Genomic DNA, 26,448 nt, shown 5'->3' on the forward strand with positions numbered 1-26,448 from the left:
GGCGAAGCGAGCGGGGTCAGTTACTCGAGTCGAGCGCTGATCGGTCGCTCGAGGGAGTCGAACTCGAGGAGGGATTCGAACGCGGCGCAGTTCGCCGCCGGGGCGACGAGGCTTCGCATCTCGTCGTAGCGGACGATATCGTGTTTCTCGAGCAGCGGGAGATGGGTTTCGCACAGCGAGGTGTGGATCCGTTGGCGCAGTCGGTGGATCGTCGTCCCGACGGTCGGATCGCGCTCGGCGTCGGCGAGCCGGCCGACCAGCGTTCGCACCGCGATCGGATCGGTGGCGGCGAGCGCGCAGCGAACGACCTCGCGCCGGCGGTCGCTGTCGAGGACCTGACGGATCGTCTCCCGCGGGAGCGGGCGACGGCCGATCGCGCCGTCGGTACCGAGCTGAAACCGATCCGAGGCGGGCAGCGTTCGATCTGGGTGGATCGTCATGGGCACGTGAGAGTCAGGGACGGATATCCGGATAAACGCGAGCGGTCGTTTCGACGAGTCAGTATCGATTCAGGCGAGTCAGGGCCGCTGGGCAGGAATTGAACGATCGATAACTCGGTGAAAGCGACCGAAGTGCGATCGACTGTCGACGAACCGGGACGCGGGTCGAAAACGGAGGCGACGCTGCGAGCGGGTAAGAAGCGATTACCGGCGGCTGATCGAAGAGCGACACGACAGCGGGGGATCGGAGAACGGGTTCCGCACTCCTTGCGGACGCGTCGATCGGCCGACCACCGACGACGCGTCCGGTCGCGGACACGGGCACGCTGGTGGCGTCGGCACCGCTCGAGGCGATCGAACGACCGAGAACGGACGGCGTTACTCGAGCAGGCCGAGGTCCTCGAGTCGGGAGACGATCTTGTCGACGGCGTGTTCGGCGTCGACAGGCTTCTTCCCGCCGGTGATGACGAGTTTCCCGGAGCCGAAGAGCAGCGCGACGACTTCCGGTTCGTCGAGTCGATAGACGAGGCCGGGGAACTGCTCGGGCTCGTACTCGATGTTCTCGAGACCGAGACCGATCGCGATCGCGTTCAGGTTGAGGTTGCGGCCCAGATCGGCCGAGGTGACGATGTTCTGGACGACGATCTCGGGGTCCTCGTTGACCTGAATCTGGAGTTCACGGAGCTTGTCGAAGACGATTCGCAGACTCTCGTGGACGTCGTCGGTGCTTTTCGCGCCGGTACAGACGATCTTCCCCGAACGGAAGATCAGTGCGGCGGATTTGGGATTCTGGGTTCGGTAGACGAGACCGGGGAACTGCTCGGGGTCGTAGTCGGCCCCCTCGAGGTCCATCGCGACGCTCTGGAGGTCGAGTTCTTGCCCGATGCCGGTCGACGCCACCACGTTTTCGATGTTGATGGTGTCCTTCGGATCCGTCATTAGTCGCTTAAAAAGACGTATTTAAGGTTTATAAAGGTTAGTACCGCCACCTGATATATCCGGTTTATACGCTCCGCTGTCAGATCGCGGATCGCCGATTTCCGGGCGCTCGACGGGTCACAAGTGTGATATTTGGTATCGTGTATGTTCGGCCGAGTCACGGAAAAGCGGTAGGCTCATGGCCGCGCCGACGCGACAGTCGGGCGTGTATCTGCTCGAGTTCGGCGGCGAGGACGACGCGTTCGCGGCCCGCGAGGCGGCCAGCGCGGCGGCCGGGATCCGCCGGATCGCGCCCGGGCTCGCCGTCGCAGGAGGGATCATCCCCGAGCGCGTCCGCGGACTCGCCTACACCCACCGCGCGAGCGAACTCCTCGGCCGGGGCGCGGCCGACCTCGCGAGCGCTCGAGCCGTGCTCGAGGCCGCCGCGATCGACCGGTCGGGATCGGTCGCGGTCCGTGCGACGGACGTTCACGGCTCGAGCGACGTGAGTACCGAGCGCGCGGAACGCGAACTGGGCCAGGTCCTGGTCGATCGCGGGTTCGCCGTCGATCTCGAGGATCCCGACCACCTCCTGCGGGTCGCGTTTTCTGAGGGGAGACTCGAGGGCGACGCGGAGGGGAACGGGCTCGAGCGCGTCGCGGGCGACGGACGCGACGAACCGACGGGCGAGCGGGTCTCCGTCTGCGCGCTCGGCTGGCTCGCGGCCGAGAGCGTCCGGGATTTCGGAACCCGCGCACCGACGGACAAACCGTTCTTCCAGCCGGGCAGCATGGATCCGCTGCTCGCGCGCGCCGTGGCGAACCTCGCGGGCGCTCGGGAGGGCGCGACGGTTCTGGACCCGATGTGTGGCACGGGCGGCGTGCTCGTCGAGGCGGGGCTGGTCGGCGCGAACGTGATCGGCACCGACGCGCAGGCGAAGATGGCCGCGGGGGCGCGGGAGAATCTGGCGCACTTCCTCGAGCGCGAGGAGCCCTCGCCGACCGGCGCGAGTCGGGGCTCGTGGCACGTCGGCCGCGGCGACGCGACCCGGCTCCCGCTGGCGGACGATGCCGTCGACGGCGTCGTCTTCGACGCGCCCTACGGCCGGCAGTCGAAGATCGACACCCATCGGCTCGAGGACCTCGTTTCGGGCGCGCTCGAGGAAGCGAATCGGGTCGCGCCGCAGGCGGTCGTGATCGCCGATCGCTCGTGGGCGAGCGAGGCGCGCGCCGCCGGCTGGGACCTCGAGTCAGCGTTCGAACGCCGCGTCCATCGGTCGCTGACGCGGTACGTGATGGTGCTCGAGCGGCGATCGCCGTAATCAGTTCGTGCTGGAGATCGTAACCGAAGAACTGACCCGACGAGTACGCTACTATCGTGGCAGCACGGAATTGCCACGCCCTCCCCAACCGATTTCGTCTCACGGGTGCGGCGCACCCGTTCGACTGTTTGCGGAACCTATGGTTCCGCGCTAACGTTCGTTCACTTCGTTCACTCACTCATCCCTCGCGATATCGCGTCGTGGTTCGTCGACGACGAACCGCGACCCAGCGCGCCAGCATCGGACTCGACAGTTGGCCGCCCACCAAGTCGGTTCGCGGTACGGATTCGGATCGTTCCATCGCTTATTGGGAGGCATTCCGGGACGCGGGTGACGCGACCTTCCGCGGGTGATCAGTCCTCGATCTCGAGGACGCGATCCCGAAGCCGCCTCCCCTCCTCGGACTCGACCGAGAGGTCGGGGACGGTGACTTTCTCGCCGTTCTCGTCGATCGCGACGAACGTGAACGTGGACTCGGTGGTCTTCTCTGTCTCGCCGCTGCGTGGCTCCTCGCGCCAGGCCCGCAGGGCGACGTGGACGCTCGTCCGGCCCGAGTCGTAAACGTAGGCCTCGACGAGGGCCGTGTCGCCGATCTGGATCGGGCGCTCGAAGTCGAGTTCGTTCACGCGAGCGGTGACGCAGGTCTCGCCGGCGAACCGCATCGCCGACATCGCGCTCACTTCGTCGAGCCACTTCATCAGATTCCCGCCGTGAAGCGTGTTGTTGTTGTTCGCGTGATTCGGCTGGACACGAAAGCGATTCTCGATGTGCGTCTCGAGAAGGGTCGGCATACCCGCTCTTCGCGCGGCGATGGGATAACGGTCCCTTCCGAACCCATATTGGCCGAAGAATCACTCGGCTTCTTGACTGTCGTCCCCGAATCGAGCGCATGGTCGATCTCACGCTGGCGTGGTTCGGACTCGGTGCCACCGCCGTCTTACTGTGCTGTAGCGCCTTCTTCTCGAGCGCGGAAACGGCGATCTTCACCCTGCCGATGGCGTGGATCGACGACCAGGCGGCGACGAACGAACCGCGAGCGAGCGCGCTAAAGGCGTTGCGGGACGACCCACACCGGCTGCTGGTGACGGTCTTGGTCGGGAACAACGTCGTCAACGTCGCCCTCTCGAGTATCGTGACGGTCGTCTTCGTCACCTACCTCCCCACTGGCATCGCCGTGACCGCAGCGACGGTGGCCGTCAGCGTCGTCGTCCTCGTGTTCGGCGAGATCGTCCCCAAGTCGTACGGCCTGGGCAACGCCCAGCGGTGGGCGATGACGGTCGCGCGGCCGGTCTCGCTGGTCGAACGCTCGCTGTCGCCGCTGGTGACCGTCTTCGACATCGTGACGGGATGGATCAGCGATCGGCTCGGCGGGACGACCGATATCGAGAAACCGTACGTCGACTGAGTCGACGGCCGGACGGACGCCGTCGTCCACCCCGGATACCGTCAGTCGAGTTCCGTTCGATCGAACCGGTGGGCAGCGACGAGGGCGCTGACGACGAGAAATCCGGTCCCGATAACCGAATCGGGAGGCGAAAAGCCGGTCGCGATTACTGAAACGACGAGCGCGCCGATAGCGCAAAGAAATGCAGCGAAAAAGCCCTTCGAGAGCGCCGACGCGATGGCTGGTCCGAGCCCGCGAAGCAGGCATTCCGCCACGACGACGCCGCCGATTAGCGACGCAAGGAGTATCGATCTCCCCGTAGGCGACATACCGACGACAGGTGTGATATCGAGCAGAATCCGAACTTGCGGAACGAGAACAGACACGGCCCAGAAACGCGTAGTCAGCCCGATCGGCACCGGGCCGTCGCTCGAGGAATCGGGTGAGTTGAGCGACGACTGTGAGGAAGCCGCTTTCTCTGATTCGAGATCAGCGAGCCGTTCCTCGAGCGAATCGTCCGTCATCGGTGAGTTTTCGACAGAAGAAGAGTCGTCAGGCGTCTCGGCCGAGCTCCGCCAGCAGGTGCGAGACGTGAACCCGGTCGCTCGTCCCCTCGTGCATTTCGAAATCGATGTCCGCGGCCAGTTCGTGGATCCGGGCGAGCTGCTCGCCCTGATACCGTTTGCGAGCGATGCGGAGGATCGCCTCGAGCACCTCGTTGCCGTCTAACCCCTCGTCGACGAGCAGGTCGTCAAGGGTCGACCGCGCGTCGGTGAACTCGCCGGCTTCGGCGTCGTCGAGCATCGACTCGATCTCGTCGTCCAGGCCGACCTCGCCGATGGTCTCGTAGGCCGCGCTCATCGTGAGTTCGCCCTCGTCCTCGACGGTCGTCTGGGCCGCCAGGATCGCCTGCCGGAGGTTGCCGTTCGCGTAGCCCGCGACGAACTCGAGGCCGTCGTCGTCGTAGTCGACGCCCTCTCTCTCGACGATGCGCTCGAGGACGGTGACGATCTCCTCGCTGGTGGGCGAGGGCAGGGAGACCGGGAAACACCGCGAGCGGATCGGCGGGATGAGCTTGGTGGGCTGGCGCGTGGCGACGATGAACTGCGTCGTTCGGTGGTGTTGCTCCATGATCCGGCGCAGGGCCTGCTGGAAGTCCTCGCGGACGTCCTCGGCGTTGTCCAGCAGGATCGTGGTGTAGCCGCCCGAGACGGGCGCGTAGCTCGCGGACTCCTTGAGGACGTGATTGATCATGTCCCGCTTCGACATCGAGGAGCGCCCGACGAGGAAGTGCTCGAAGCGAGGATCGTTCTTGATCTCGGTCTTGGTCCGGCCGAAGAAGTCGGCGACGTTGATCTCGACGAAGTCGTTGTCCGGATCGTCGTGTGCCTCGCGGGCCAGTGCGCGCGCTGCGGCCGTCTTCCCGCTCCCGGGCGGCCCCTGCAGGAGGAGGTTGATCGGCTCCTCGACGGCCCGCTCTAAGTACTCGCGGGCGTCGTCCTGTGGCAACTCGGCCAGCTCCGGGGCGTGGATCTCGGTCCACAGCGGCGCGTCCATCGCCAGCGAGTAGGAGCGGGGCGGGTAAGAATCGGTCGGTTACTCGTCGGCCGATTCGGCCCCCGAGTCGTCGGCTTCGGAGCCGTCACCGTCAGAGCCGTCGCCGCTCTCCGCGTCGGCCGCGCCACCGATCGTGAACGTCGTCCGAACCGGGTCGCCCTCGAACTCGATCGGCGACGCCGAATCGACGTCGCTCGGATCGCCCGCGTAGAGCGTCGCCGTCAGCTCGTCGCTCTCGGCGATCGACGCGTTCTCCGAGAGGTCGACGGTGACGTTCTCGTGCTCCCCGGGCTCGAGTCGACCGCTCGTGCCGACCACCGATCCGTTTTGTTCGACGGCGACGAATCCTCGCTCGGGAATCGCGGCCCCGACGGTCACGCGCTCCGCGCTCGCGTTGTCGACCGTCACGCTCGGGTCGGTGTGGAACGCGAGATCGATCTCCGCGACCGCGCCGTCACCATCGGTATAGACGCCGATCGTCCGATTCCCCGGCGGTGCGCCGCTCGTGTCCGTCTCGAAGGTTACGGTCCGCGATTCGCCGCCCTCGAGTTCCAGCACCCGTCGTTCGAAGACCGCCCCGTCGATGCGGACCGTGACGGACTGTTGCGTCTGGAACTCGGTCGGGTTGCGGATCGTCGCGTTCACCTGAATCGTCTCGTTGGTCGTCGCCGTCGGGGGCGCGTCGATCGATTCGACGGCGAACGAATCGCCGAGCGCGTTCTCCTCGGTCGTCGTCACCGTCGCGGTGTCGCTGACCGGGAACCCGTCCTCGAGATAGGGGTGGTCCTCCTCGCCGTCGGTCTCGTAGTAGGCGAACTGGTCATCGCCGGTGTCGCGGTGGACCGTCGCCGTCAGCTGGCCGACGAGTTCGCGGGTCGAGTCGTCCTCGCGCTCGATAGTCACGTTCTCGTGAGTGCCGGCCTCGAGGCGCTCGGAGACCGCCAGCGGTTCGTCGCCGCCATCGGTGAGCACGACGTAGCCGCCGTCCGAAAGGGAGACCTCCCGAATCGTGACGTTAGTCCCCTCGCCCTGCTGGTCCTCGAACGTGATCGAGGCTTCGGGGTCCTCCTCGACGCCGAAAATAGCGGGAGCCTGCCCGACCACGATTCCGGCGGCGAGCACGATCGCGATCGCGATCAGGATCGCGACGATCCGCTTGAGCGTACCGAACGTCAGTCTCGAACTCATTGGGGGTGTCGTCGTCGTTCTATTGGAACTCGACCGACGTAAAACGCGCAGTCCGTTCGCACGATGGCGAACTGTTCCGAGACGGTTTACCTGAATAGTCGCCAGTTACGACAGTTCGCGAACCCTGTTCGTCCGCGGAACGTGACAACTCGGGGTTCGAACCGGATCACTCCCCGACCTGCTCGAGCGGTCGCCAGTGACCGACGTGAGAACCCAGAGCGCGATTCCCATCCGCTGGGTCCGGTACCGAGATCGGGATACGGGCTCGAGCGATCCGAAGCCGGTTTAGTCGCGGCCCGCCGAGGGGCTACCGATGCCACTTCGCGTGACGTTTCTGGGGACGGCCGGGGCGATTCCGACGACCGAGCGGAATCCGAGCAGCGTCTTCGTCGCCCGCGAGGGCGAGGGGTTGCTGTTCGACGCCGGCGAGGGGACCCAGCGCCAGATGATGCGGTTCGGGACGGGGTTTTCCGTCTCACATCTGTTCGTCACGCACCTCCACGGCGACCACGTCCTCGGGATTCCGGGCCTGCTTCAGACGATGGCCTTCAACGACCGCACGGAGCCGCTGGCGATCCACACGCCCCACGGTACGCGCCGGCAGCTCAAGTCGCTCGTCAACGCGCTCGACAACCGGCCCTCCTTTCCCGTCCGAATCAGCGAGGTCGGCGGCGGCGACGTCGCCTACCGCGCCGAGGAGTACGAGGTCCGCGCGTTCGACACCGACCACGATACCCGCTCGGTCGGCTACGCACTCGTCGAAGACGACCGCAAGGGCCGGTTCGACCGCGAACGCGCCGAGGAACTCGGCGTCCCCGTTGGCCCCCAGTTCTCGCGGCTCCACGAGGGCGAAACCGTCGAACTCGAGGACGGCACCGTCGTCGATCCCGAGCAGGTCGTCGGCGAGCCCCGTCCCGGCCGGGCGATCGTCTACACCGGCGACACCCGGCCGGCCGAGGCGACGATCGAGGCCGCCGACGAACCCGACCTGCTGATCCACGACGCGACCTTCGCCGACGACCGCGCCGAGCGCGCCGCCGACACCGCCCACTCGACGGCTCGCCAGGCAGCCGAAATCGCGAACCGAGCCGGTGCGGATCGGCTCGCGCTGATGCACCTCTCCTCGCGCTACGCCGGGCAGACGGACGCCCACCTCGAGCAGGCGCGCGAGGTCTTCGCTGGCGACGAGACCGACGTGTTCGTCCCCGACGACGGACAGAACCTCGAGATCGAGTATCCGGACGGCTGATCGACGACTCAGACCGTCCGGAGCAGTTCGAGGACGTCGGAAAACCCGACTCGACCGTTCTCGTCGAAGTCGAACCGTTCGGGATTGTTTTGGACACCGTCGGACTCGAGGTTGTCGAAGAACGCGTCGACGTCCTCGTGGGTCGTCTCCCCGTCACCGGTGACGTCGTCGTAGCGTCCGTCGCCGGTCGCGTCTCTGGCTTCGTACTCGCCGACCGGGATCGTCTCTGGGTCGGAATCGTCCTCATCACCGCTCTTCTCCGCGACGACCGCCGCGTACTCCTCGATGAGATGGCCGGACTCGCTCGCGTAGAGCTGGAACCCGTCGTGGTCCTCGGTGTCCTCGAGGACGACCTGCCACGGGAGGACGGCGTTGCAGTCGTACCCGTCGGCGACGTCGTACCACTCCGCGAGGGACTCGTTTTTCGTCTCGAGGTCGTGCTGGGTATCGTCGACGTTGAACTCGCCGAGATAGGCGGGCTTGCCGATCTCCTCGTGGGCGTCGACGACGCGGTCTCGGATGTACTCGGCCCCGTCCTCGAGCGGAAGGTCCCAGTGATCGGGATAGAGGTGGAACGAACAGGCGTCGATCGTATCGATCGAGTGGTGTTCGATGTAGTCCTGGCCGTCCCAATCGTCGTTCGGGTAGTCGTCCTCCCACGTCCCGTAGTAGTGGCCCTCCGATCCCGTCGAGACGAGGTGATTGCCGTCGATATCCTTGATGTATGCGGACATGTCGGCGAACCAGTCGCCGAGGATCTCGCGGTGTTCGGGCGGCTCGAGATCGTCCATCTCTTCGGGAACGTCGTCCTGCTCGAGACGTGGTTCGTTGGCCAGTTCCCACAGCGCGATCGTCGGATCCTCGCGCCATTCGATCCCGCTGATCGAGTTCTCTCGCGTGAGGATCGTTTCGACGTGATTGCGGTACATTCCGCGCGTCTCGTCCATCGTGTAGAACTCGTAGCGTGACTCGGCACCCGCCCACTCGGCGTACTGGAGCATCCCGCCCTCGTGGTCCCAGTTGTCGACGAGCGTCGCGATGAGCCTGATCCCGCGGTCTCTGGCGGCCTCGATCAGGTAATCGAGGTTCTCGAGGGCGTCCTCGTTGTACTCACCGGGTTCGGGCTGGAGTGCGAGGGGACCGTCTTTGGCCTCGCCGTGCGCCCAGAACCGAACGAGGTCGATTCCCAGGTCCTCGTAGAGATCGAAGACGTCGTCGATGCGCTGCTCGGTCCCCTCGTACTCGTGGGTGATCCAGAAGTTGTTCGCACCGTTGAAGTAGACCGGGTCGCCGTCGACGACGAACTCGGTACCGTCCGTCTCGACGTATGCGAGGTCGTCGGGGTCGGTCGTCGGTTCCGTCGCGGCCGCCGCCGTGCTGGCGGCGAAAGGGGAGATCACCGCGCCCGCACCGATCGCTTTCACGAAGCGGCGCCGCGTCGGTCCGTCCCGTCGATCGATTCCGTACTCGTCCGCCGTGCGTTCGTCCGAAGTCATGTGTTCAGGTCCTCGTCGATCGTTCAGTGTCGTATGGCTCGCTCACCGGTCGGGTCGTGATCCGTAGATTCGTCGACGTCATCGATGAGCCTCAGGTCCGCCGGAGCAGTTCGAGGACGTCCGAGAACCCGATTCGACCGTTTCCGTCGAAGTCGAACGCCTCGGGGTTCTCCTGAACGCCGTCGGATTCGATGTTCTCGAAGAACGCGTCGACGTCCTCGTGGTTCGTCTCTCCGTCTCCATCGACGTCGTCGTACAGCCCGTCGTCGTTCGTGTCCCGGGCCTCGTAGTCGCCGACCGCGATCGCGTCGCTTTCGTCGGTGCCACCGCCGCCGATCACGTCGTCTTTCGTCTCCTCGAGCCACTCGCGGACGAACCAGCCCATCTGTTCGGGATCGTCTTTGAGCTCCCACGGCTGGCCGGCCCCGTCACCGGGCGAGTCGAAGAACGTGGGCGCCCACGTATCGTCGAAACACCAGGCGATCCAGCCCATGTTCTCGGAGGACTCCAGCCACTTGCGGACGGGTTCGCCCCACCCGCTCGTCGTGCCGAACTCGACGCTCTCCCGGAACTCCTCGTCGGGATCCCAACCGAATTCGGTGATGATGACCGGGATCTCCTCGGCGGGCGCACCGTACTCGGGATCGAACGGGCCGACTTCGTACGTGTCGCCCTCCTCACCCCGCTCGAGCGTGTCGTATGGGAGGCCGTTGTCCGGGTAGATGTGGCCGGAATAGATCAGGTTCTCCCCGTCGAAGGGGTACTCGGCGGCGAATTTCGTTCGGGAGGTCCAGTCGGGCGACCCGATGACGATCGGCGTCTCGGGTGCCTCGTCCCGGATCGAGTCGACCCACGGCTGAGCGGTGTCGCGCCAGAGCAGCCACTCGTCTTCCCTCGTCTGGACGTCCGGACCGTGTTCCCCGTAGGTCGACCACGTGACGGGGAGCGTCGGTTCGTTGAAAAGTTCGAAGAGAACGTTTTCGTCGTCGGCGAAGGCCGGCGCGACCGCGCTCCAGAACTCCGTCAGCAGGTCGTCAGTGTCGACGCGCGGATCGAAGCCGAGGCCGTCGAGACTGTCCGCCCACTCGTCCTCGACCATCCCTTCCCCGTGGGCCATCGCCTCCACGTACGGCCGAATGATGTGGAAGTCGATCATCGCGTAGACGCCCCGATCGGCGAGCAGATCGACGGCCGGACGCAGGAGGTCGTCGACGACGTATTCCATCCCGCGGTCGTGGACCGCGTCTTCCCCTACCGGCAGCCGAACCGTGTTCGGGTGCCACTGCTCCCCGTCGGTCGCCTGCTCGAGGATCTCTCGCTGGCCTCTGGGGTGTATCGACTCGAGGTAATCCAGCGACGCCGGTGAGACGCCGCGGGGTTTCACCCGTTGTCCGTCCTCGGTCACGATCCACTTCCCGTCGGTTCGCAGGCGCGGCGTCGGATCCCCGACCGCCGCTGCCGATCCCGCCAGCCCGCCGAGTGCGAGGCCGGCCGTTCCGACGCCCGCCGCTTTCACGAACATTCGTCGCGTCGGTCGCCACGACTGCCGGTCCGCTCGGTCGGGTAGCCGCTTCTCGCCCGCACGATCATCGTGACTCATAGTCTACCAAGTAGTATATATTATTTTCATATAAAATTTTCTCTAAATAAAATATTTTGAGAACGGTCACTCTGGAGCGGTCAGTCCGCTGGAACGGTATCCGATCGCAGCCGGATTGACGGTTCGAGAGATCGACTAGCGACCGATTCCGTTCGGCTCGGCTACTGCTAGACGCGCCGGAGCAGTTCGAGGACGTCAGAGAACCCGGTTCGACCGTTTCCGTCGAAGTCGAACGCCTCGGGGTTCTCCTGGACGCCATCGGACTCGAGGTTGTCGAAGAACGCGTCGACGTCCTCGTGGGTCGTCTCTCCGTCGCCGGTGACGTCCTCGTAGCGTCCGTCACCATCTGTGTCCCGGGCTTCGTAGTCGCCGACCGCGATCGAATCCGAACCGTCGGTCGTCTCGGGGAGGTCGTCGGTGCGTCGATCGGCCAGATACGTCTGCCACCACTCGCCCTGATACTCCTCGCCGCCGAGGAGTTCCCACTCCAGGGAATCGTCGTCGGAGTCGAACATGGTCGGCTGCCAGGCCGGGTCGAAACACCAGATCTGCGGGTGAACGGTGTCGTATTCGTCGAAGAACGCCTCGAACATCGCGCCGTGTTCGGACGTCGTCCCCGTGAGGGGGGTCCCGGCATCGCCCTGGTAACCGAACTCCGTGAGGAACACCGGAACCTCCTCGGACGGCTCGCCGAAGTAGTCCCCGAGCGGTCGCAGCCCGTCGTGGCCGGCGTACACGTGGCCCGCGTATGCGAGATTTTCTCCCTCGAACTCGTGGCGCGGCGCCCAGTAGGTGTACTGGCTCCATCGCGGCGAGCCGATGATGACGACGTTGCGCTCGGCGTGATCACGGATGGCGTCGACCCACGGTTGGGCGGTCTCGCGCCACTGGAGCCAGGTCTGCTCGGCGTCGGCACCGCGAACGTCGTACTCCTCGCCCGGCTCCTGGCCGGCGTAGGGACCGATCGGCTCGTTGTACACCTCGTAGAGGACGTGGGAGTCGTCGGCGAACTCGGGCGCGACGGTGTTCCAGAACAGCCGGACCTCCTCGTCGAGGTCGGGATCGGTGTACTCGAGACTCGTGTCGGAGTGTCTATGGTAGTCGACGATACAGTAGACGCCGACCGCCTTACAGTGCTCCACGACCGGTCGGAGGTGATGCTCGACGTAGGCCTCGAGTTGCGTCCGCGTGAACGTTCCCGGGTCGACTTCGTTCTGCGGTTCATCGCTCACGCTGCCGTCGTCCGGGTCGACGGAAACGATGTCTCCGGTCTGGACCGGGATGCGGATAATCCGCGCGTACCAGTTCCTGTCGGGGTCGGTCGCGTGGTCGATCGTCTCCGAGAGCGGCCGCCGCCACGACCGCGCCGTGCGCGCGGGATCGATCACGTTGACGCCGCGGAGCACGACCTCGTTTCCGGTCGGATCGCGGAGCACGTTCCCGTCGCGCTCGAGCCACGGCGTTTCGATTCCGCGATCGGCCGCGCCGTCGGCGGCGCGTGCGGGATCGGCCAGCAGACTGGCCGCGACGCCGGTCGTGCCGACGCCGGCCATCGCGAGAAAGCCCCGTCGGGAGTGGCGCATGCCACCTGATCTGGGATCGCTCGGCCCGCCACCGTCGATCGCGTTCGGTGGCGATCGATTGGCATGAGTCGTTGGATCGTCCCTGTTCCGTTCTCGTCGCGTCTCGTGGTCGTTCGTGGTCATGGTCGTGTGCTGTCTCGCTGTCGTCGCGATCGCTGTCTCGGTCGCTCGTCGCTGCTCGGCCGCCGGTCAGACGTCCCGAAGGAGCTCGAGGACGTCCGCGAAGCCGACGCGGCCGTTTTCGTCGAAGTCGAATGCGTCGGGGTTGTCCCGGACGCCGTCGGCCTCGAGGGTCTCGAAGAAGGCGTCGACGTCCTCGTGGGTCGTCTCCCCGTCGCCGGTGACGTCTTCGTACAGGCCGTCGCCGTCCGCGTCCCGACTCCGCCACCGACCCACCGCTCACCGGTTGCGCTCAGATCTTCCGCAGCAGTTCGAGGACGTCCGAGAACCCGATTCGACCGTTCTCGTCGAAGTCGAACTGCTCGGAGTTGTTCTGGACGCCGTCGGACTCGAGATTCTCGAAAAGCGCGTCGACGTCCTCGTGGCTCGTCTCTCCGTCGCCGGTGACGTCTTCGTACAGGCCGTCGTCGTCCGTGTCCTGGGCCTCGTAGTCACCGACCGAGATCGTCTCGTTGCCGACGGGACTCGTGTCGAACGGCACCTGATCGTCCCTGTGATCGGCGAGCATCTGCTTGAGGTAGACGCCGCTGTCCTCGCCGCCGATCAGGTTCCACTCGCATGGCGGCTCCTCGCAGCCGACCGGAATGTCCTCGAACGGCGTGTCGTAGAAGTTGTCGTTGACGAGGTCGAGTTCGCCCTCCTCGGTCTCCCACGGAACCTCGAACATTTTCGGCAGCCAACGGACGTCAGCACACCAGCCGACCCAGCTGACCCGGTCATCCCCCTCGACCTGATCGAGGAACGGTTCACCGTACTCGGGGAGCGTACCCTGACCGGTGGTCGTTCCGCGCAGCCAGTGGGAGACGTCCGCGTTGTTGATCCAGCCGAACTCGGTGATGGCGACGGGGTGATGATCCATCGCGTTCTGCAGTCCCGCCGCTTCGTAGGCCTCCCAGCCGTAGCACGACTCCTCGTAGGGGTCGTCATCCACCGGGAGATAGGGGGCCTCGAGTTCCTCTCCGGTCTCGGCCTCGACGGCATCGGGACTCTGGTACTCCGTATCGTTGAACCAGTTGTTCATCTGGCTGACGTCGTGGCCCGCGTAGTTGTGCCAGGTGACGGCGATGTTGTCGTAACCGGCCTCGTTGAAGTTCCGCCAGTGGAGCGCCTGCACCGACTGACACCAGCCGGGAACACCGACCAGCAGCACGCGGTCGGACTGATACTCGCGGATCTTCTCGATGATCGGGCCCATGAAGTCGTCGAGGAACGTGTCCCAGAGGGGCTTCTGTTTGTACGCTCCACAGCCCTCGACGGGACCCCAGATGCCCGGCGCGGTCGGCTCGTTGTACGGCTCGAAGATCACGTGGGGTTCGTCGGCGTACCGCTCGGCCACCTCGTCCCAGAACATGAGGACCTCGTCGAGCAGTTCCTGGTTGACCGTCCAGTTCTCGTACGCGTACGGCGTGCCCTCGAGGTTACCCTCGTTGAGACCCTCGACGTAGTCGTCGCCGGGCGTTTCCTGAATGTACGTCTGATCGACGTATCCCCAGGAACCCGGCGCGTCCTCGCCGAACATCTCGTGGCTGTTGTACGCCCAGTAGTTCGTGTAGTCGCTGTCGTACGGCAGGTGGTTCTCGGCGTAGGAGGGTTCCTCGATGCCCGGCGGCTGCTCGTGCCAGTGGCGGTGATAGTCGATGATGCAGTAGACGCCGCGCTCCTTGCAGCGCTCGACGATCGGTTCATAGTAGTTGTCGAGGTAGTCCTCGAGTTCCGCCTGCGTGAACGCCTGCGGCTGGGCCGGCCGTTGCTTCCGTCGATCGCTGTCGACCGCCTGCGGTGACTCGAGTTCGCCGTACTCGTACTCGGGGCCGGTGTGGCCCATGGGGTGGTGTGACCCGTCGTCCCTCGTGCCGATGTCTTGTGGTTGGGCGGGAACACGGATGACCCGCGGATGCCAGCCCGCCTCGTTGTTCGTCACCAGATCGAGGAGCTGTTCCGGCGTCTTCCCGCGAAGGTTCCGCGTCCGGTGGAGTCGCTTCGGATCGGGAATGCTGAGTCCCCGCATCTTGAACGTCTCGCCGTCCTCGTTGACGATCCGGTTGTCGTCGCTGACAGTCAGGTTCTGGAACTCGTCGATCCCGCCGGCCGCGGCGGTACCGGCGAAGCCGGCGCTCAGTCCGAGGCCGGCGACGCCCGCGGCGGCGGTCGTTCGCATCACGTTGCGCCGCGTGACCGAGATCGGCGACGTGCCGTCGGTCTCCGCCTGCGCGAGGACGCTCCGTCGCGTGTCCTCGTTCGTCGCTGTCGATTCGTCCGTCTGCTGTGTGGTGTCAGTCGGTTGCATTGGTATTTCCTTACTGGATTCGCGTGTCTGCGCGTGCTTCGTCCGCCGTCTCTGCGAGCCGCTATATTTCGACTCCAGTTCTGCGTTAAAATTGGTTTAATCCGAGTCGTGTGAGTCGAGTCGGTCGTTCCCGGTATCGGGATCGGGATCGGATCGAGGCCGTCAGGTTCGAGCGGCGACCCGCGACGAGAGTCCCGACACCGGAACGCGCGATCAGGCGACCGTGATCTCGACCTCGTGAGTGGTCTCGCGTCCCCGCTGGTCCGTCGCAGTGAGCGTCACCGTGTAGCTCCCACTGGAATCGTAGGAGTGGCCGGCGTACCAGCCGCTGGCAGTCGTTCCGTCACCGAGATCCCACTGAAGTTCTGTAGTCCAGATATCGTCGGGGGTTTCGTCCGTCACCCGGAAGTCGATGCGCTCGCCGGCGTCGACGTCCGTGGCGCTCGGATCGATCGTCGCCAGATGGTCTACCTCGAGCGGGATCTCGCCGTCGACCGGCTCCCACGCGTAGAGCTCCTCGTAGCGGGGCTCTTTGTCCTTGTTCGTCCACTGTGCGACCCAATCGTCACCGTTCCAGTGGACGCGGTCGCCCTCCTGATAGAGCGTGTCAGCGTCCCACTCGGGATAGTCGCTGTCACTTCCGTCGCCGTCGCCATCGTCCGCGTCCGCGGTCGTGGCAGTCACCGTCGCGGCGTCGGTCTCCGTGCCGTCTTCACCGACGGCGCTGACACCGATCTCGTAAGAAGTTCCGGCCTCGAGGTCAGTGACGGTGATACTGGTCGAACTCAGGGTCGTCTCTCGCTCGCCGTCGACCCAGACGTCGTACTCGACGGCGTTCGGATCGGAACTCCACGCGACCTCGACCGACGTCTCGTTTTCCGCGACGACCTCGAGTCCCTCGGGCGTGCTCGGCGGCGTATTGGCTTCCGCGGTCGTGGCAGTCACCGTCGCGGCGTCGGTCTCCGTGTCGTTCTCGCCGAGGGCACTGACACCGATCTCGTAGGTGGTACCGGACTCGAGGTCGGTGACGGTAGCGCTGCTCGCAGTCGTGGTGGTTTCCCGCTCGCCATCGACCCAGACGGTGTACTCGACGGCGTTCGGGTCGGTATTCCACGCCAGTTCGACCGACGTCTCGGTCTCGGCGACGACCTCGAGATTCTCGGGGACGCTCGGCGGTTCGCCGTCCGGCTCGCCGTCGCCGACGGTGAGCATCGCCTCTTCGACCGTCGGTTCGATAGCAACGTTGTCGACATTGTCCTCGAGTCGGACGATGTCGACGTCGACGACGGTTTCGCCGTCTGCCACGCCGGCGAGTTCGATCCGACCGAACTCGATATCAGTGGTCCCGGCGTCGACGGGATCGAGCGCCTTGAGTTTCGCATAGTCGTCTTCGACCTCGACGGTCTTGAACATCTCCTGGGCGTCGACGAACAGGTCGCCGAGTTCGGCGTCAGTGAAGGTCGCGACGTCGGGATCGATACCGACCTCGAGAGTGAATCCGACCACACCATCCGGCGCTTCGCTCAGGCCGAGATCGACGGCCGTCGTCTCGTCCGGATCGATCACCGCGTCGTCGAGGTTGACCGTGAGCGTGGGCGTCTCCGGCTCCGCACCGGTGACCGTCGTCGCCTGAACCGTCGCCGTCTCGGACGCCGTGTCGTCCTCGCCGAGAGCGGTGACACCGATCTCGTAGGTGGTGTCTGCTTCGAGTCCAGTGATGGTCGCGCTGCTCGAGGTCGTGGTAGTTTCCCGCTCGCCGTCGACTGAGACGGCGTATTCGACGGCGTTCGACACGGGACTCCACGCGACCTCGACCGACGTCTCGTTCTCGGCGACGACCTCGAGATCCGACGGCAGTGTGGGTGCGACTGGCTCGTCGATACCGTCACCGACCGTCAGCGTCGATACGTCGTAGTTGGCGTCGTAGATATTGTCTCCGTTGGGGATGGTCAGCATGATATCCACGAGTTCGATCTCGGTGGTGCCCTCACCCTGAGCCTCGAGGTGGTAGGTCGCCACCTCGTACTCGGTCTCGCCGATTCCGTCCGGCGCGTACGGCTGGACGCGGAGTTGCGAGACGGAGCCGCCCGCCTCTTCGATATCCTCGTTGACGCTCTCCTCTAAATCGAGGGGACTCTCCGGGAAGTAGTCGCCACCGTCCACCTGGGTGATCTGGGCGACATCGGGATCGAGCGCGATTTCGACGGCAGAGCCGATCGAACTAGCGGGGGAGTTTTCGAGCCGGACCGTCGCAGTCGTCGTCTCGCCGGATTGGATCTGCTCATCGGCGACGTCGACCGTCACCGTCGGGACGTCTGCCTGGGCCGCCACCGTCGATGTCCCGAGTGCGAGTGCACCCGCACTGGCACCGGCGGCCCGCATGAAGGTGCGGCGTGATGTAGACGTGTCCGTCGAGCGATCGGTTTCGGCGAACTGTTCCTCGTCGTGCGTGTCGATGGTATCGTTCATTGATGTCTCTCCGTATCAGTTACTGTCGTCACCTGTACTACCTGCTCGCGCCTCGAGACCGATCCGAGACGGCCGTTCGTGGGAGTCGGCCCGAGAGAGTTTTTGTGTTTTTTAATAATAAAATTTTTCATAGTATACTACTTAATAATTCCTGCTCAGAGTTGCCGGTTAGGTCCGACGAAGCAATTCGAGAACGTCCGAGAAGCCGATTTGGCCGTTCTCGTCGAAGTCGAAGGCGTCGGGATTGTCCTGAACGCCGTCGGACTCGAGGTTCTCGAAGAAGGCGTCGACGTCTTCGTGTGTCGTCTCTCCGTCTCCGTCGACGTCGTCGTACAGCCCGTCGTCGTTCGTATCCCGCGCCTCGTGGTCGCCGACCGAGATCGTCTCGTCGCCGTCGATCGGACCGGGACCGACGTGTTTGTCGTTCTTCCCGTTGTCGGCGTCCGGATACGGGTCCTCGCCGGGCGCGATGGTGTCGCGGTCGCCGGCCAGTTCCTGATTCAGTTCGTGCCACCAGACGCCAGGCGTCTCGTCGTTCAGGTAGTTCATCCAGTCGTCGGCACCCTTCGCGCCGTCGTTCGCGCCCGGCGTCCCGTGTTCGAACATATTCGGCTCGTAGGTGTGGTCGAACGACCACGCCAGCGGGTGGACGTCGTAGTTCTCGATGAACTCCTCGTACTCCTGGATGTAGGGCTCACAGTCGCCACCGTGTTCGCCGCTACAGTCCATCCAGGGCGTATCGACGTGGTTGCCGCCGCCTTCGATCCACCCGAACTCGCTGAAGAAGACCGGGACGTGTTCGGACGGTTCGCCGAAGTACTTCGACAGCGGCCGTAGGTTGTCCTGCGTGTAGACGTGGGCGGTGTAACACATGTTCTCGGCGTCGAACTCGTTGTACGGCGCCCAGTAGGTGTACTGGCTCCACCGCGGACTCCCGATCGTGATCAACTGACCGTCCGCGTTGTTCTCGACCGTATCGACCCACGGCTGGGCGCGATCGACCCACAGGTCGTACCAGGCTTTCATGTCCTCGTGGGCGACGTCGTAATCGTCCGCCTCCCCACTGCCGGGCGCTACCGCCGGGTCAGAGAGTTCGCCTGCCTGTCGCTGCGGGCCGCCCCAGTCGCCGCCGTACGGGCCGGTCGGCTCGTTGTAGACGTCGAAGATCACGTGGTCGTCGCCGGCGTACCGACTGGCGATGACCTCCCAGAACATGTGTAACTCCTCGTCGAGCGCGTTCGTAATCTCCGGCGGCTCGAGGTAGATGTCGTCTTCCTCGAGGTCGAACGCCTCGAGGATGTTCTGTTCGTGGATCAGGTCCCAGATCTCGTCGACCTGGTCCTCGCCGTGCCAGAGCACGCCCCGCTCGCCACAGACTTCGGGATGTCGCCAGTCCTCACCGCCATCGGACGAACACTGCCAGACGGTCGGGTCGACGCCGTGATTCTTGTGGTCCTCCTGATGGAAGACCGGGTAGTGACGATGGTAGTCGATCATCACGTAGGCGCCGCGCTGGGCTCCGAGTTCGACGAGATCGTCGAGGAAGGCCTCACAGTACCATCTGAGGTCGTCCCTATCGAACTGGCCCGGCAGGGCCGGGCCCCAGTCGTCGTCGTGGGGCATCTGTCCCGGTTGCGGATTGCGCGTCGCTGCGGCGATGAACGCGGGCATTACCGGCACCCGGACGATGTTGGTATGCCACCCCTGGCTCTCGTCGGTGGCCAGCCTGAACGTCTCGGGAGCGGTCTGGCCCCGCCAGTTACGGCTCTGTTCACCCGGGTCGGCGATGTTCACACCCCGAAGGATGACCTCGTTTCCGTCCGGGTCGACGATCTGGTTTTCGTCCCGGGCTAACGGCGGGAGAGTGGCTTCCTGTGCTGCTACAGAGCTCGTGACGCTACCGAGACCGCCGAGTGCGAGCACGCTCGTCCCCGTGGCCTGTAGTATCGTTCGGCGTGACCTCGAGAGATCCCGACTGGTGCGATTCGACTGTGCCTCTGAATCGTGTAAATCCGTATTCTCTGACATGGTGTGATTCTCGTCCCCATCGAACGAGTCCGTGATCCGTCCGTTGGGAACGCCGAGGGTTTCGACCCCTCTCGATCTATGATCGATCCATACAGTTATAAAATTTGTGTGTTTTATGTTGAATATTATGTTTAAGCAGTACAAAAATAAATATGTTGACAATCAATAGATTACATACGTTAGTAGCAAAATCAGCCCGTCCTATTTCCTATATTTGGTTGACACTACATAAAATCGATATACGGACCTGTCGTCCACTTTCACTGAATAACGACACAGATTCGATAGGCGGCAAAAATATACTATATATTATATTTATATTATTATATAATATTTGTCTCAGAAATGGGTGTGTGATGATTCTTAATTTACATCTTTGCGGAGTGAGTGTCGCGACCGAGACGAGTTCCGAGAAAGCGGAAAACACCTGGTTTTCCGGGCGGTTCGATGCCAAACGAGAGTCCCCATCCACGGTATCGAGACCGCGGGAATCGACGTCTTCATCTACATTTACGTCCACTTTCAGTAGTTGACGGCCGGGGCTGGCCGCTCGATTCGGGTGACAGTCACGACGCAACGCCAACTGAGTGGCCGCGCCGGATTTATAGCTACCTCGTTCCTATGGCCCCCTGTGAGTACGCGAACGAGTGCGCTCGATGCAGTCGTCTTCGGTGTCGACATCCAGAGCGGTGACGTGCGCGGTGATGCGCCGTCGTACGCACTAGCGGTCTACGACGGCGACGATGTCACCCGGGACGTCGTCACCCACCGGAAACTCAGGCGACTGATCGACGACGAGGAGCCGGCGATCGTCGCGACTGACAACATGTACGAGTTGGCCGCCGACAAGGACCAGCTCATCCACTTCCTCGGATCGCTGCCCGCCGGAACAACGCTCGTCCAAGTGACAGGTGCCGAACAGCCCGAGCCCCTCTCCCGCGTCGCGAACCGCCACAACGTCCCCTACGGGAAGGATCCGATGCAGGAGGCCGAGGCCGCCGCCCGACTGGCCGCCCACAACGTCGGCCACGAGGTATCGGCCTTCACCGACACGACCGAGGTCAAGGTCGCGCGCGGCCGCTCGACCGGCAGCGGCGGGTGGAGCGAAGACCGCTACACTCGCCGTATCCACGGCTCCGTCAGGAAACGAGCCCGCGAGGTCGAGTCCGAACTCGAGGCGGCCAACCTCGAGTACGAGCGGGAGGTTCGGGAGGCCTACGGCGGCTTCGCGAACGCGATCTTCACCGTCCAGGCTCGACCCAGTGACATCCCGGTCTCCCGCAATCGATCGGGCGACGTCCGCGTCGAGATCGAGCGCGAGCGCCGCGACGGTATCGAGTTCGAGCCGCTCGTCAAGCGCCGCGATCACGTGCTCGTCGGCATCGACCCCGGGACGACGACCGCCGTCGCCATCGTCGGCCTCGAGGGCGAGGTGTTAGACGTCTGGAGTTCGCGAACCAGCGACACCGCCGACGTGATCGAGTGGATCGTCGAGCGCGGCCGACCGATCGTCGTCGCGGCCGACGTGACGCCGATGCCCGAAACGGTCGAGAAGTTCCGCCGGAGCTTCGACGCCGCGGGCTGGACGCCCGAGAGCGACCTCCCGGTCGACGAGAAGCAACACCGCACGCGCGATCATCCGTACGACGACGATCACCAGCGCGACGCGATGGCCGCCGCGCTGTACGCCCTCGACGCCCACGCGGACCAGTTCGAGCGAATCGCCGACAAACTCCCGCCGGGAATCGACCGCGGCGAAGTCACCGCCCGCGTCGTCGCCGACGAGGAGAGCGTCGAGGCCGTCCTGACGGAGCTGAACGACGACGAGAGCGGCGACGACGAGGAGTCGACCGAACACGAACCCCGCGAACTGAGCGAGGAAGAAAAACGGATCAAGGACCTCGAGCGACAGGTCGAACGGCTCCAGTCGCACGTCGAACGGCTCGAGGGCCGCGTCGAGGACCGCGACGATCGAATCGACGAACTCGAGACCGAACTCGGCGTCGCCCGCCGCGAAGAGCGCAAGGAGGTCCGCCGGGATCGGGAAGTCAGCAGACTCGAGCGGAAGGCCAACCGACTCGAGCGCGAGCGCGACGAGGCCCGCGAGGAGGTCGAGACGCTTGAGAAGAAGGTCGACCGCATGAAGGCCCTCTGGAAGCTCGATCACTCGAACTTCAGCGACGTCTCCGCGGAGAAGGAGGGACTGGTCCCGGTCAAGGTCGTCGAGAAGTTCACGAAGGGCGCGATCCGCGAGGCCGACGAGCAGTACGGTATCGCGAGCGGCGACGTAGTCTACATTCGAGACGCCAGCGGCGCGGGCCGATCCACGGCCGAACTGCTCGCGGAGTTCGACCCTCGCGTCATCCTCAAGGACGGCGGCCTCTCCCAGATCGCCGACGAAATACTCTTCGAGAGCGAGATTCCGGTCGGGCCCGCCGACGACGTCGCCATGCAGGAGGTCGACGAACTCGCCGTCGCCCGCGAGGACGACGTCGAAGCCGCGATCGACGACTGGCACGAACGTGCCGAAGATCGAAAGCGGGATCGCAAAGCCGCGATGGTCGACCAACTCATCAGCGAACACCGCGCGGGCGACAACGAAGTGTGACTCGAGCGCTTACGTTTCGGGACCGGACTCCATCGGCGACAGTACTTTGGGCACCTCCTCGAGATCGACTTCCTCGCTCAGATCCTCGGTATCGTCGACCGGGCCGTTGACGAACAGCGCGTGGCCGATAAAGGCGATCGAGACGATTCCGAGCGCGACGACCGCGACCGGGAACGGGACCGGGGTCGCGTAGCCGACGACGGCGCCGGTCCCGAGACTCGCCGCGATACAGACCAACACGAGGTCGTAGTAGTGGAGCGAATAGGTCATAGGAGTACGGACGGGATCGAAGCGCAAAACGCTTGAGGCTCAGTACACCGGGTTCTCCGGCGGAGATCAGAACATTCCGAAATTCTGTAGCATTCCCGAAATCAGCGATTTGACGACCAGTCCGAGGCCGGCGACGATAAGGGCCATTCCCAGAGCGATCAGGAGGTTCTGGGACGCGATGAGGCCGATACCGGCGAGCAGGATCACGATACCCGCGATACCGAGTGCGCCGAGATTTCGCAACATACGCAGGGTTGCAGAGCCGAGTGAAATAAACGGCGTGGTTCCCCGTTCGCGACGCGACGGCCGGCAGCGTCCGGCGATCCGCCCAGACAAAACGATAAAGGGTTAAACCGATCGAACGCGAATCCGCGGCCATGAGCGACGACGGAGATGGCGGTCGGAAGAACCTCCGGATGCCCGAGGATGACGAGGTCTTCGCGACCGTCACGAACATGCTCGGGGCGAATCGGGTCAAAGTACGCTGTGCCGACGGGACGGAGCGCACCGCGCGCATCCCCGGCAAAATGCAAAAGCGCATCTGGATCCGCGAAGACGACGTCGTGCTCGTCGAACCCTGGGACTGGCAGGACGAGAAGGCCGATATCACCTGGCGCTACGAGAAGAGCGAGGCCGATCAGCTGCGGGAAGAAGGCCACATCCAATAGAACCGAACTTTTACTCTGCGTGCGGTCGCTTCGCGACCGCACTCGGTAAAACTTCGATGAAAAGCACTCCTCCTTCCCCTACGGGTCAGTCGTCGGCCCGCGAGCGCCTGTGGCACTCGCGGAGAACGGCGTCGTTCGGGTTCTTCGAACCACTCACTCGCCGACGATACGAGGGGGATAGCTCCACTGTCCGATACTATTCACCATCGCCGACATCGATACTCTCGAGGGCGAGATCGGTCGCTTCGACTGACTGTCGTCCGACACAGAAGACTTATTCTATCGTTGTGCATCGACCCGCGCATGAAACTCAGCCGGCGGCGAGTACTCGGCGGTATCGGTGCCGGCGCTGCGGCCGGGCTGCTCGGCGTTCCCGCGGCCGCCGCGGAGTCCGAAACCGACACCGAGCGGGTGTTCGTCCACCCCGAGACGGGCTTGCTCGACGGGCTCGGCGATCTCTTCGCTCTCATCGATGCCGTCGGTGGCACGACGGTCCTCGAGTTCGACAACTTCGAGTTCGTGGTCGCGGAGGTCCCGTCAACCGGGCTGGCGGAACTGCGGCGCGACCGCCGCGTGGCGTCCGTCGAGGACGACGACGAGACGGGGATTCCAGGAGACTGGTCGCCGTCCCTGTCGGACATCTTCGATCCCCCCGGCGGCTCGGACTGTTCTACCCATCCCGATCAGCGACCGTCGTGGGGGGTGGAACGCATCGGTGCCCACGACGTCGACTCGTCCGGGTCGGGCGTCGACGTCGGGATTCTGGACACGGGAATCCAGTCGGATCACTGCAGTCTGTCGGTCGCCGGCGGTCGGAACTTCACCGCCGACGGGACGGCCGGCGACTACGAGGACCGCCACGGCCACGGGACGCACGTCGCCGGGATCGCCGGCGCGTCGGACAACGACCGCGGCGTCGTCGGCGTCACTCCCGAGGCGAATCTGTACGCCGTGAAGGTGCTCGGCGACGACGGCTCCGGCCGGTACAGCGAACTGATCGCCGGGATCGACTGGTGCATGTCTAACGACGTGGAGATCATCTCGATGAGCCTCGGCGGCGAGGCCGAGAGTTCCACGCTCGGCAGGGCGATCGAGGCCGCGCACTCGGCGGGGCACCTCCTGCTCTGTGCGGCCGGGAACGAGGGGAACGACGGAAGTGACTCGTGTGCCGCGGAGACGATGACCTATCCCGCGACCCACGAGGACGTCGTCGCGGTCACCGCGATGGACGAGGGCGACCGACTGGCGTCCTACAGCAGCGTCGGGTCGGCCGTCGACCTGCTGGCCCCGGGGACGAACGTCACCTCGAGCACCGTCGACAACGAGTACGCCGAGGCGAGCGGCACGAGTATGGCGTGTCCGTTCGTCACCGGCGTCGCGGCGCTCGTCTGGGAGACTCGCGAAGAGGATGGTCCGGGACCGAGCGATCCGGTCCGGAAGATCCTCGGCGAGACGGCGGAGACGGTGCTCGGAACCTGTGCGGAAGGAGACGGACTCGTAAACGCCCGAGCGGCCCTCGGCGATGATCGCGCGACGGAGGGTGCGGACTGGAGCAGCGGTCCCGTCAGCGGAATTCGGTCGCTCCTCGAGCGGTTCGTGGATCTGATCGCGGGCTTCTTCGAGTGGCTCCTGGGGCTGTTCGAGTGATCGGCGGTAGCGATCGCTCGAGCGAGCCCGTCTCGCTTCGATCGGCGGTTCGGTCGCTCAACTTCCCCTCGGCGGTCTCGAAAACATCGAGAATCGGTTCGATCGGTCGGAGCCGCGGGAGTCGCAGAGTACGGCGGGACGTTCGATGACCGGCATTCTCCCACTGCGCCCGGTTGCTCGCCACGAGTAGTTACTCTCCCGTCTATTCGTTCGAGTGCCCGCCGGTCGCGTCCTCGTCGTCGAACACGCGGTCGGACAGGCGCTCGACGTTTCGGTCGGTGATCCGGGTCGCGATCGCCTCCCGCTCTTCGTTCAGCCGGTCGAGACCGCGGACCATCTCCCTCCGCGTCTCGAGGGGGACCTCGTTCAACAGCCGCTCGGCGACGAGCATCACGCCGTCGCCGCGCTCTCCCGCGAGGACGGACACCATCAGGTCGGCGGCCCGCGCTCGCACGATCGGATGCTCGTCGGACAGCGCGGCGACGTACGCGTCGTAGAACGCCTCGATCGCGGGCGCCAGCGCCTCGAGGGAGTCGGGGCCTTCGTCGCCGTTCTCGGCGGTGACGACGAGTTCGCCGAGGACGCGGCTGGCGCCGTGGAGTGCCCCCACCCGTATCTCCGGCAACTCGGCGTCGAGACGTCCCACGAGGACACTCACGTGGTCCGGCTTCGGGGGTCTGTCGGCGCTCAGTAGCCACGGTTCCCAGAGCGTACGCGCGACCAGCCGCTGTGTCGCCGCATCGACCGCCGGAAGCGTGCGGACGAACCGTCCGAACGTATCGGTCCCGTCGAGCGAGGGGACATCGTCCGGAGTATGACTCGACACGGTTTTGCCAGGAGGTGTGGTCCCCCACGAGCGATTCGTCGGCCGTGTCGCAACGGTGCCGATCCATCGGACGGCCCGCGCCCGCAGGTCCGGATCGTCGCTCTCGAGCCACTCGATGACTCGCCGATCGATCTCCGAATCCTCGACCGCGTCGGGTAATTTCGTCGCGAACAGGTGGTAGCACTCGTCGACGTCCAGCAACGTCGCGGCCTCCTCGAGCGAGAGGTCGTCGCGCCCGTCTCGCAGGACGGCGAACAGCATCGCTTCTCGCTCCGACTGCGGGTCCTCCGGTGGGAGTTCGTGACAGCCAGGAAGCTGTGGATCCGCAGGGAACAGTCGGTAGCTCCCGTTGTTGAGGGCCGGGACGAGGCCGTAGTTGGCGGCCAGGTAGTCCGCGATTGCCCAGAAACTGCGCGCGAGCGTTCTGAAGACGTCGACGGCAACGTACTCGCCGTCGAACCGGCGGTACAGCCGCGCCTCGCCGCTGTAACTGTGGTCTTCCGTCGACGTTTTCGCCACCTGCGGCGCCTCGATCTCTTCCGGCGGGGCGTTGTCGTCCCACGCCCCGCTATAGGTGCTCCCGCCGGGTCGCCAGTAGACGTTGTCCAGACAGTCGTTGACGTAGCCGTCGTCGTCGATCCGGTCGATGACGGCTTCGATCTCGGCCGCGATCTCGTCGGCCGGTCTGGAGCCCGTCTCGAAGGTGTACTTGGACCCTTTCATAATGCT

At 64.8% G+C, this 26,448-nt stretch carries 22 protein-coding genes; 6 read left to right on the forward strand and 16 right to left on the reverse strand.

Going from position 1 to position 26,448, the window contains the following annotated elements; translation table 11 throughout:
• Positions 1-20: 20 nt before the first annotated feature.
• Together LDH66_RS15965 and LDH66_RS15970 are read right to left on the reverse strand one after the other, a co-directional pair.
• Entirely contained in the window at positions 21-440 is a 420-nt protein-coding gene (locus tag LDH66_RS15965) for a DUF7344 domain-containing protein (protein WP_226482085.1), read from the reverse strand.
• A 378-nt stretch (positions 441-818) separates the two neighbouring features.
• Entirely contained in the window at positions 819-1,379 is a 561-nt protein-coding gene (locus tag LDH66_RS15970; RefSeq protein ID WP_007109921.1) for a TATA-box-binding protein, read from the reverse strand.
• Positions 1,380-1,557: 178 nt separating this feature from the next.
• Here LDH66_RS15970 and LDH66_RS15975 point away from each other — a divergent pair, with 178 nt between their 5' ends.
• Positions 1,558-2,679: a methyltransferase domain-containing protein gene (locus LDH66_RS15975; protein WP_226482086.1), complete on the forward strand. Its 1,122-nt coding sequence runs from the start codon at positions 1,558-1,560 to the stop codon at positions 2,677-2,679.
• 353 nt (positions 2,680-3,032) lie between these two features.
• Here LDH66_RS15975 and LDH66_RS15980 read toward each other — a convergent pair whose 3' ends face one another.
• Entirely contained in the window at positions 3,033-3,470 is a 438-nt protein-coding gene (locus LDH66_RS15980; RefSeq protein ID WP_226482087.1) for an acyl-CoA thioesterase, read from the reverse strand.
• 98 nt (positions 3,471-3,568) lie between these two features.
• On the opposite strand from LDH66_RS15980, the gene LDH66_RS15985 reads away from it, so the two are divergent.
• A complete protein-coding gene (locus LDH66_RS15985; RefSeq protein WP_226482088.1) occupies positions 3,569-4,084 on the forward strand; it encodes a DUF21 domain-containing protein in 516 nt (171 codons plus the stop codon).
• A gap of 41 nt (positions 4,085-4,125) precedes the next feature.
• Here the strand turns inward: LDH66_RS15985 and LDH66_RS15990 are convergent, their stop codons facing one another.
• The 3 genes from LDH66_RS15990 to LDH66_RS16000 all read right to left on the reverse strand — a co-directional run bounded on the left by LDH66_RS15990 (position 4,126) and on the right by LDH66_RS16000 (position 6,808).
• Positions 4,126-4,482 carry a hypothetical protein gene (locus LDH66_RS15990; protein WP_226482089.1) on the reverse strand — a complete coding sequence of 119 codons (357 nt, stop codon included), beginning with the start codon at positions 4,480-4,482 and terminating at the stop codon, positions 4,126-4,128.
• A gap of 133 nt (positions 4,483-4,615) precedes the next feature.
• Positions 4,616-5,620, reverse strand: a complete 1,005-nt coding sequence (locus LDH66_RS15995) for an AAA family ATPase (protein WP_226482090.1) — start codon at positions 5,618-5,620, stop codon at positions 4,616-4,618.
• A gap of 39 nt (positions 5,621-5,659) precedes the next feature.
• Positions 5,660-6,808 (reverse strand): DUF7282 domain-containing protein, encoded by a 1,149-nt coding sequence (locus LDH66_RS16000; RefSeq protein WP_226482091.1) that lies wholly within the window; start codon positions 6,806-6,808, stop codon positions 5,660-5,662.
• 313 nt (positions 6,809-7,121) lie between these two features.
• Between LDH66_RS16000 and rnz the strand changes: the two genes are divergently transcribed.
• A complete protein-coding gene (gene rnz, locus LDH66_RS16005; RefSeq protein WP_226482092.1) occupies positions 7,122-8,057 on the forward strand; it encodes a ribonuclease Z in 936 nt (311 codons plus the stop codon).
• An 8-nt stretch (positions 8,058-8,065) separates the two neighbouring features.
• On the opposite strand, the gene LDH66_RS16010 is transcribed toward rnz, so the two are convergent.
• From LDH66_RS16010 to LDH66_RS16040, 7 genes are all read right to left on the reverse strand, one after another.
• Positions 8,066-9,553, reverse strand: coding sequence for a glycoside hydrolase 5 family protein (locus LDH66_RS16010; RefSeq protein ID WP_226482093.1), 1,488 nt, complete (start codon positions 9,551-9,553; stop codon positions 8,066-8,068).
• A gap of 91 nt (positions 9,554-9,644) precedes the next feature.
• Complete coding sequence (locus LDH66_RS16015; RefSeq protein WP_226482094.1) at positions 9,645-11,153, reverse strand: cellulase family glycosylhydrolase; 1,509 nt, start codon at positions 11,151-11,153, stop codon at positions 9,645-9,647.
• A 167-nt stretch (positions 11,154-11,320) separates the two neighbouring features.
• On the reverse strand, positions 11,321-12,859 hold the full coding sequence (locus LDH66_RS16020; protein ID WP_226482095.1) for a glycoside hydrolase family 5 protein: 1,539 nt from the start codon (positions 12,857-12,859) through the stop codon (positions 11,321-11,323).
• Positions 12,860-12,925: 66 nt separating this feature from the next.
• Entirely contained in the window at positions 12,926-13,132 is a 207-nt protein-coding gene (locus LDH66_RS16025) for a hypothetical protein (protein ID WP_226482096.1), read from the reverse strand.
• A 16-nt stretch (positions 13,133-13,148) separates the two neighbouring features.
• A complete protein-coding gene (locus tag LDH66_RS16030; protein ID WP_226482097.1) occupies positions 13,149-15,203 on the reverse strand; it encodes a cellulase family glycosylhydrolase in 2,055 nt (684 codons plus the stop codon).
• A 213-nt stretch (positions 15,204-15,416) separates the two neighbouring features.
• Positions 15,417-17,672: a fibronectin type III domain-containing protein gene (locus LDH66_RS16035; protein WP_226482098.1), complete on the reverse strand. Its 2,256-nt coding sequence runs from the start codon at positions 17,670-17,672 to the stop codon at positions 15,417-15,419.
• A gap of 168 nt (positions 17,673-17,840) precedes the next feature.
• Positions 17,841-19,700: a cellulase family glycosylhydrolase gene (locus LDH66_RS16040; protein ID WP_226482099.1), complete on the reverse strand. Its 1,860-nt coding sequence runs from the start codon at positions 19,698-19,700 to the stop codon at positions 17,841-17,843.
• Positions 19,701-20,331: 631 nt separating this feature from the next.
• Here LDH66_RS16040 and LDH66_RS16045 point away from each other — a divergent pair.
• Positions 20,332-22,308, forward strand: a complete 1,977-nt coding sequence (locus LDH66_RS16045; RefSeq protein WP_226482100.1) for a DUF460 domain-containing protein — start codon at positions 20,332-20,334, stop codon at positions 22,306-22,308.
• A 9-nt stretch (positions 22,309-22,317) separates the two neighbouring features.
• On the opposite strand, the gene LDH66_RS16050 is transcribed toward LDH66_RS16045, so the two are convergent.
• Complete coding sequence (locus LDH66_RS16050) at positions 22,318-22,578, reverse strand: DUF8015 family protein (protein ID WP_226482101.1); 261 nt, start codon at positions 22,576-22,578, stop codon at positions 22,318-22,320.
• Between the two features lie 66 nt (positions 22,579-22,644).
• Positions 22,645-22,824: a DUF7470 family protein gene (locus LDH66_RS16055; RefSeq protein ID WP_226482102.1), complete on the reverse strand. Its 180-nt coding sequence runs from the start codon at positions 22,822-22,824 to the stop codon at positions 22,645-22,647.
• Positions 22,825-22,955: 131 nt separating this feature from the next.
• Here LDH66_RS16055 and eif1A point away from each other — a divergent pair, with 131 nt between their 5' ends.
• Together eif1A and LDH66_RS16065 are read left to right on the forward strand one after the other, a co-directional pair.
• Positions 22,956-23,246: a translation initiation factor eIF-1A gene (gene eif1A / locus LDH66_RS16060; RefSeq protein ID WP_090617463.1), complete on the forward strand. Its 291-nt coding sequence runs from the start codon at positions 22,956-22,958 to the stop codon at positions 23,244-23,246.
• Positions 23,247-23,549: 303 nt separating this feature from the next.
• Positions 23,550-24,893 carry a S8 family peptidase gene (locus LDH66_RS16065; RefSeq protein ID WP_226482103.1) on the forward strand — a complete coding sequence of 448 codons (1,344 nt, stop codon included), beginning with the start codon at positions 23,550-23,552 and terminating at the stop codon, positions 24,891-24,893.
• Positions 24,894-25,095: 202 nt separating this feature from the next.
• Here the strand turns inward: LDH66_RS16065 and LDH66_RS16070 are convergent, their stop codons facing one another.
• Complete coding sequence (locus LDH66_RS16070) at positions 25,096-26,442, reverse strand: hypothetical protein (RefSeq protein ID WP_226482104.1); 1,347 nt, start codon at positions 26,440-26,442, stop codon at positions 25,096-25,098.
• Between the last annotated feature and the right edge of the window lie 6 nt (positions 26,443-26,448).

Source organism: Natrinema amylolyticum (assembly GCF_020515625.1).
GTDB lineage: Archaea > Halobacteriota > Halobacteria > Halobacteriales > Natrialbaceae > Natrinema > Natrinema amylolyticum.

Excerpts from the sequence above, each read along its gene's own strand:
- LDH66_RS15965 (WP_226482085.1), bottom strand. The coding sequence starts at position 440 with ATGACGATCCACCCAGATCGAACGCTGCCCGCCTCGGATCGGTTTCAG.
- LDH66_RS15970 (WP_007109921.1), bottom strand. The coding sequence starts at position 1,379 with ATGACGGATCCGAAGGACACCATCAACATCGAAAACGTGGTGGCGTCG.
- LDH66_RS15975 (WP_226482086.1), top strand. The coding sequence starts at position 1,558 with ATGGCCGCGCCGACGCGACAGTCGGGCGTGTATCTGCTCGAGTTCGGC.
- LDH66_RS15980 (WP_226482087.1), bottom strand. The coding sequence starts at position 3,470 with ATGCCGACCCTTCTCGAGACGCACATCGAGAATCGCTTTCGTGTCCAG.
- LDH66_RS15985 (WP_226482088.1), top strand. The coding sequence starts at position 3,569 with ATGGTCGATCTCACGCTGGCGTGGTTCGGACTCGGTGCCACCGCCGTC.
- LDH66_RS15995 (WP_226482090.1), bottom strand. The coding sequence starts at position 5,620 with ATGGACGCGCCGCTGTGGACCGAGATCCACGCCCCGGAGCTGGCCGAG.
- LDH66_RS16000 (WP_226482091.1), bottom strand. The coding sequence starts at position 6,808 with ATGAGTTCGAGACTGACGTTCGGTACGCTCAAGCGGATCGTCGCGATC.
- rnz (WP_226482092.1), top strand. The coding sequence starts at position 7,122 with ATGCCACTTCGCGTGACGTTTCTGGGGACGGCCGGGGCGATTCCGACG.
- LDH66_RS16010 (WP_226482093.1), bottom strand. The coding sequence starts at position 9,553 with ATGACTTCGGACGAACGCACGGCGGACGAGTACGGAATCGATCGACGG.
- LDH66_RS16015 (WP_226482094.1), bottom strand. The coding sequence starts at position 11,153 with ATGAGTCACGATGATCGTGCGGGCGAGAAGCGGCTACCCGACCGAGCG.
- LDH66_RS16020 (WP_226482095.1), bottom strand. The coding sequence starts at position 12,859 with ATGACCACGAACGACCACGAGACGCGACGAGAACGGAACAGGGACGAT.
- LDH66_RS16030 (WP_226482097.1), bottom strand. The coding sequence starts at position 15,203 with ATGCAACCGACTGACACCACACAGCAGACGGACGAATCGACAGCGACG.
- LDH66_RS16035 (WP_226482098.1), bottom strand. The coding sequence starts at position 17,672 with ATGAACGATACCATCGACACGCACGACGAGGAACAGTTCGCCGAAACC.
- LDH66_RS16040 (WP_226482099.1), bottom strand. The coding sequence starts at position 19,700 with ATGTCAGAGAATACGGATTTACACGATTCAGAGGCACAGTCGAATCGC.
- LDH66_RS16050 (WP_226482101.1), bottom strand. The coding sequence starts at position 22,578 with ATGACCTATTCGCTCCACTACTACGACCTCGTGTTGGTCTGTATCGCG.
- LDH66_RS16055 (WP_226482102.1), bottom strand. The coding sequence starts at position 22,824 with ATGTTGCGAAATCTCGGCGCACTCGGTATCGCGGGTATCGTGATCCTG.
- eif1A (WP_090617463.1), top strand. The coding sequence starts at position 22,956 with ATGAGCGACGACGGAGATGGCGGTCGGAAGAACCTCCGGATGCCCGAG.
- LDH66_RS16065 (WP_226482103.1), top strand. The coding sequence starts at position 23,550 with ATGAAACTCAGCCGGCGGCGAGTACTCGGCGGTATCGGTGCCGGCGCT.
- LDH66_RS16070 (WP_226482104.1), bottom strand. The coding sequence starts at position 26,442 with ATGAAAGGGTCCAAGTACACCTTCGAGACGGGCTCCAGACCGGCCGAC.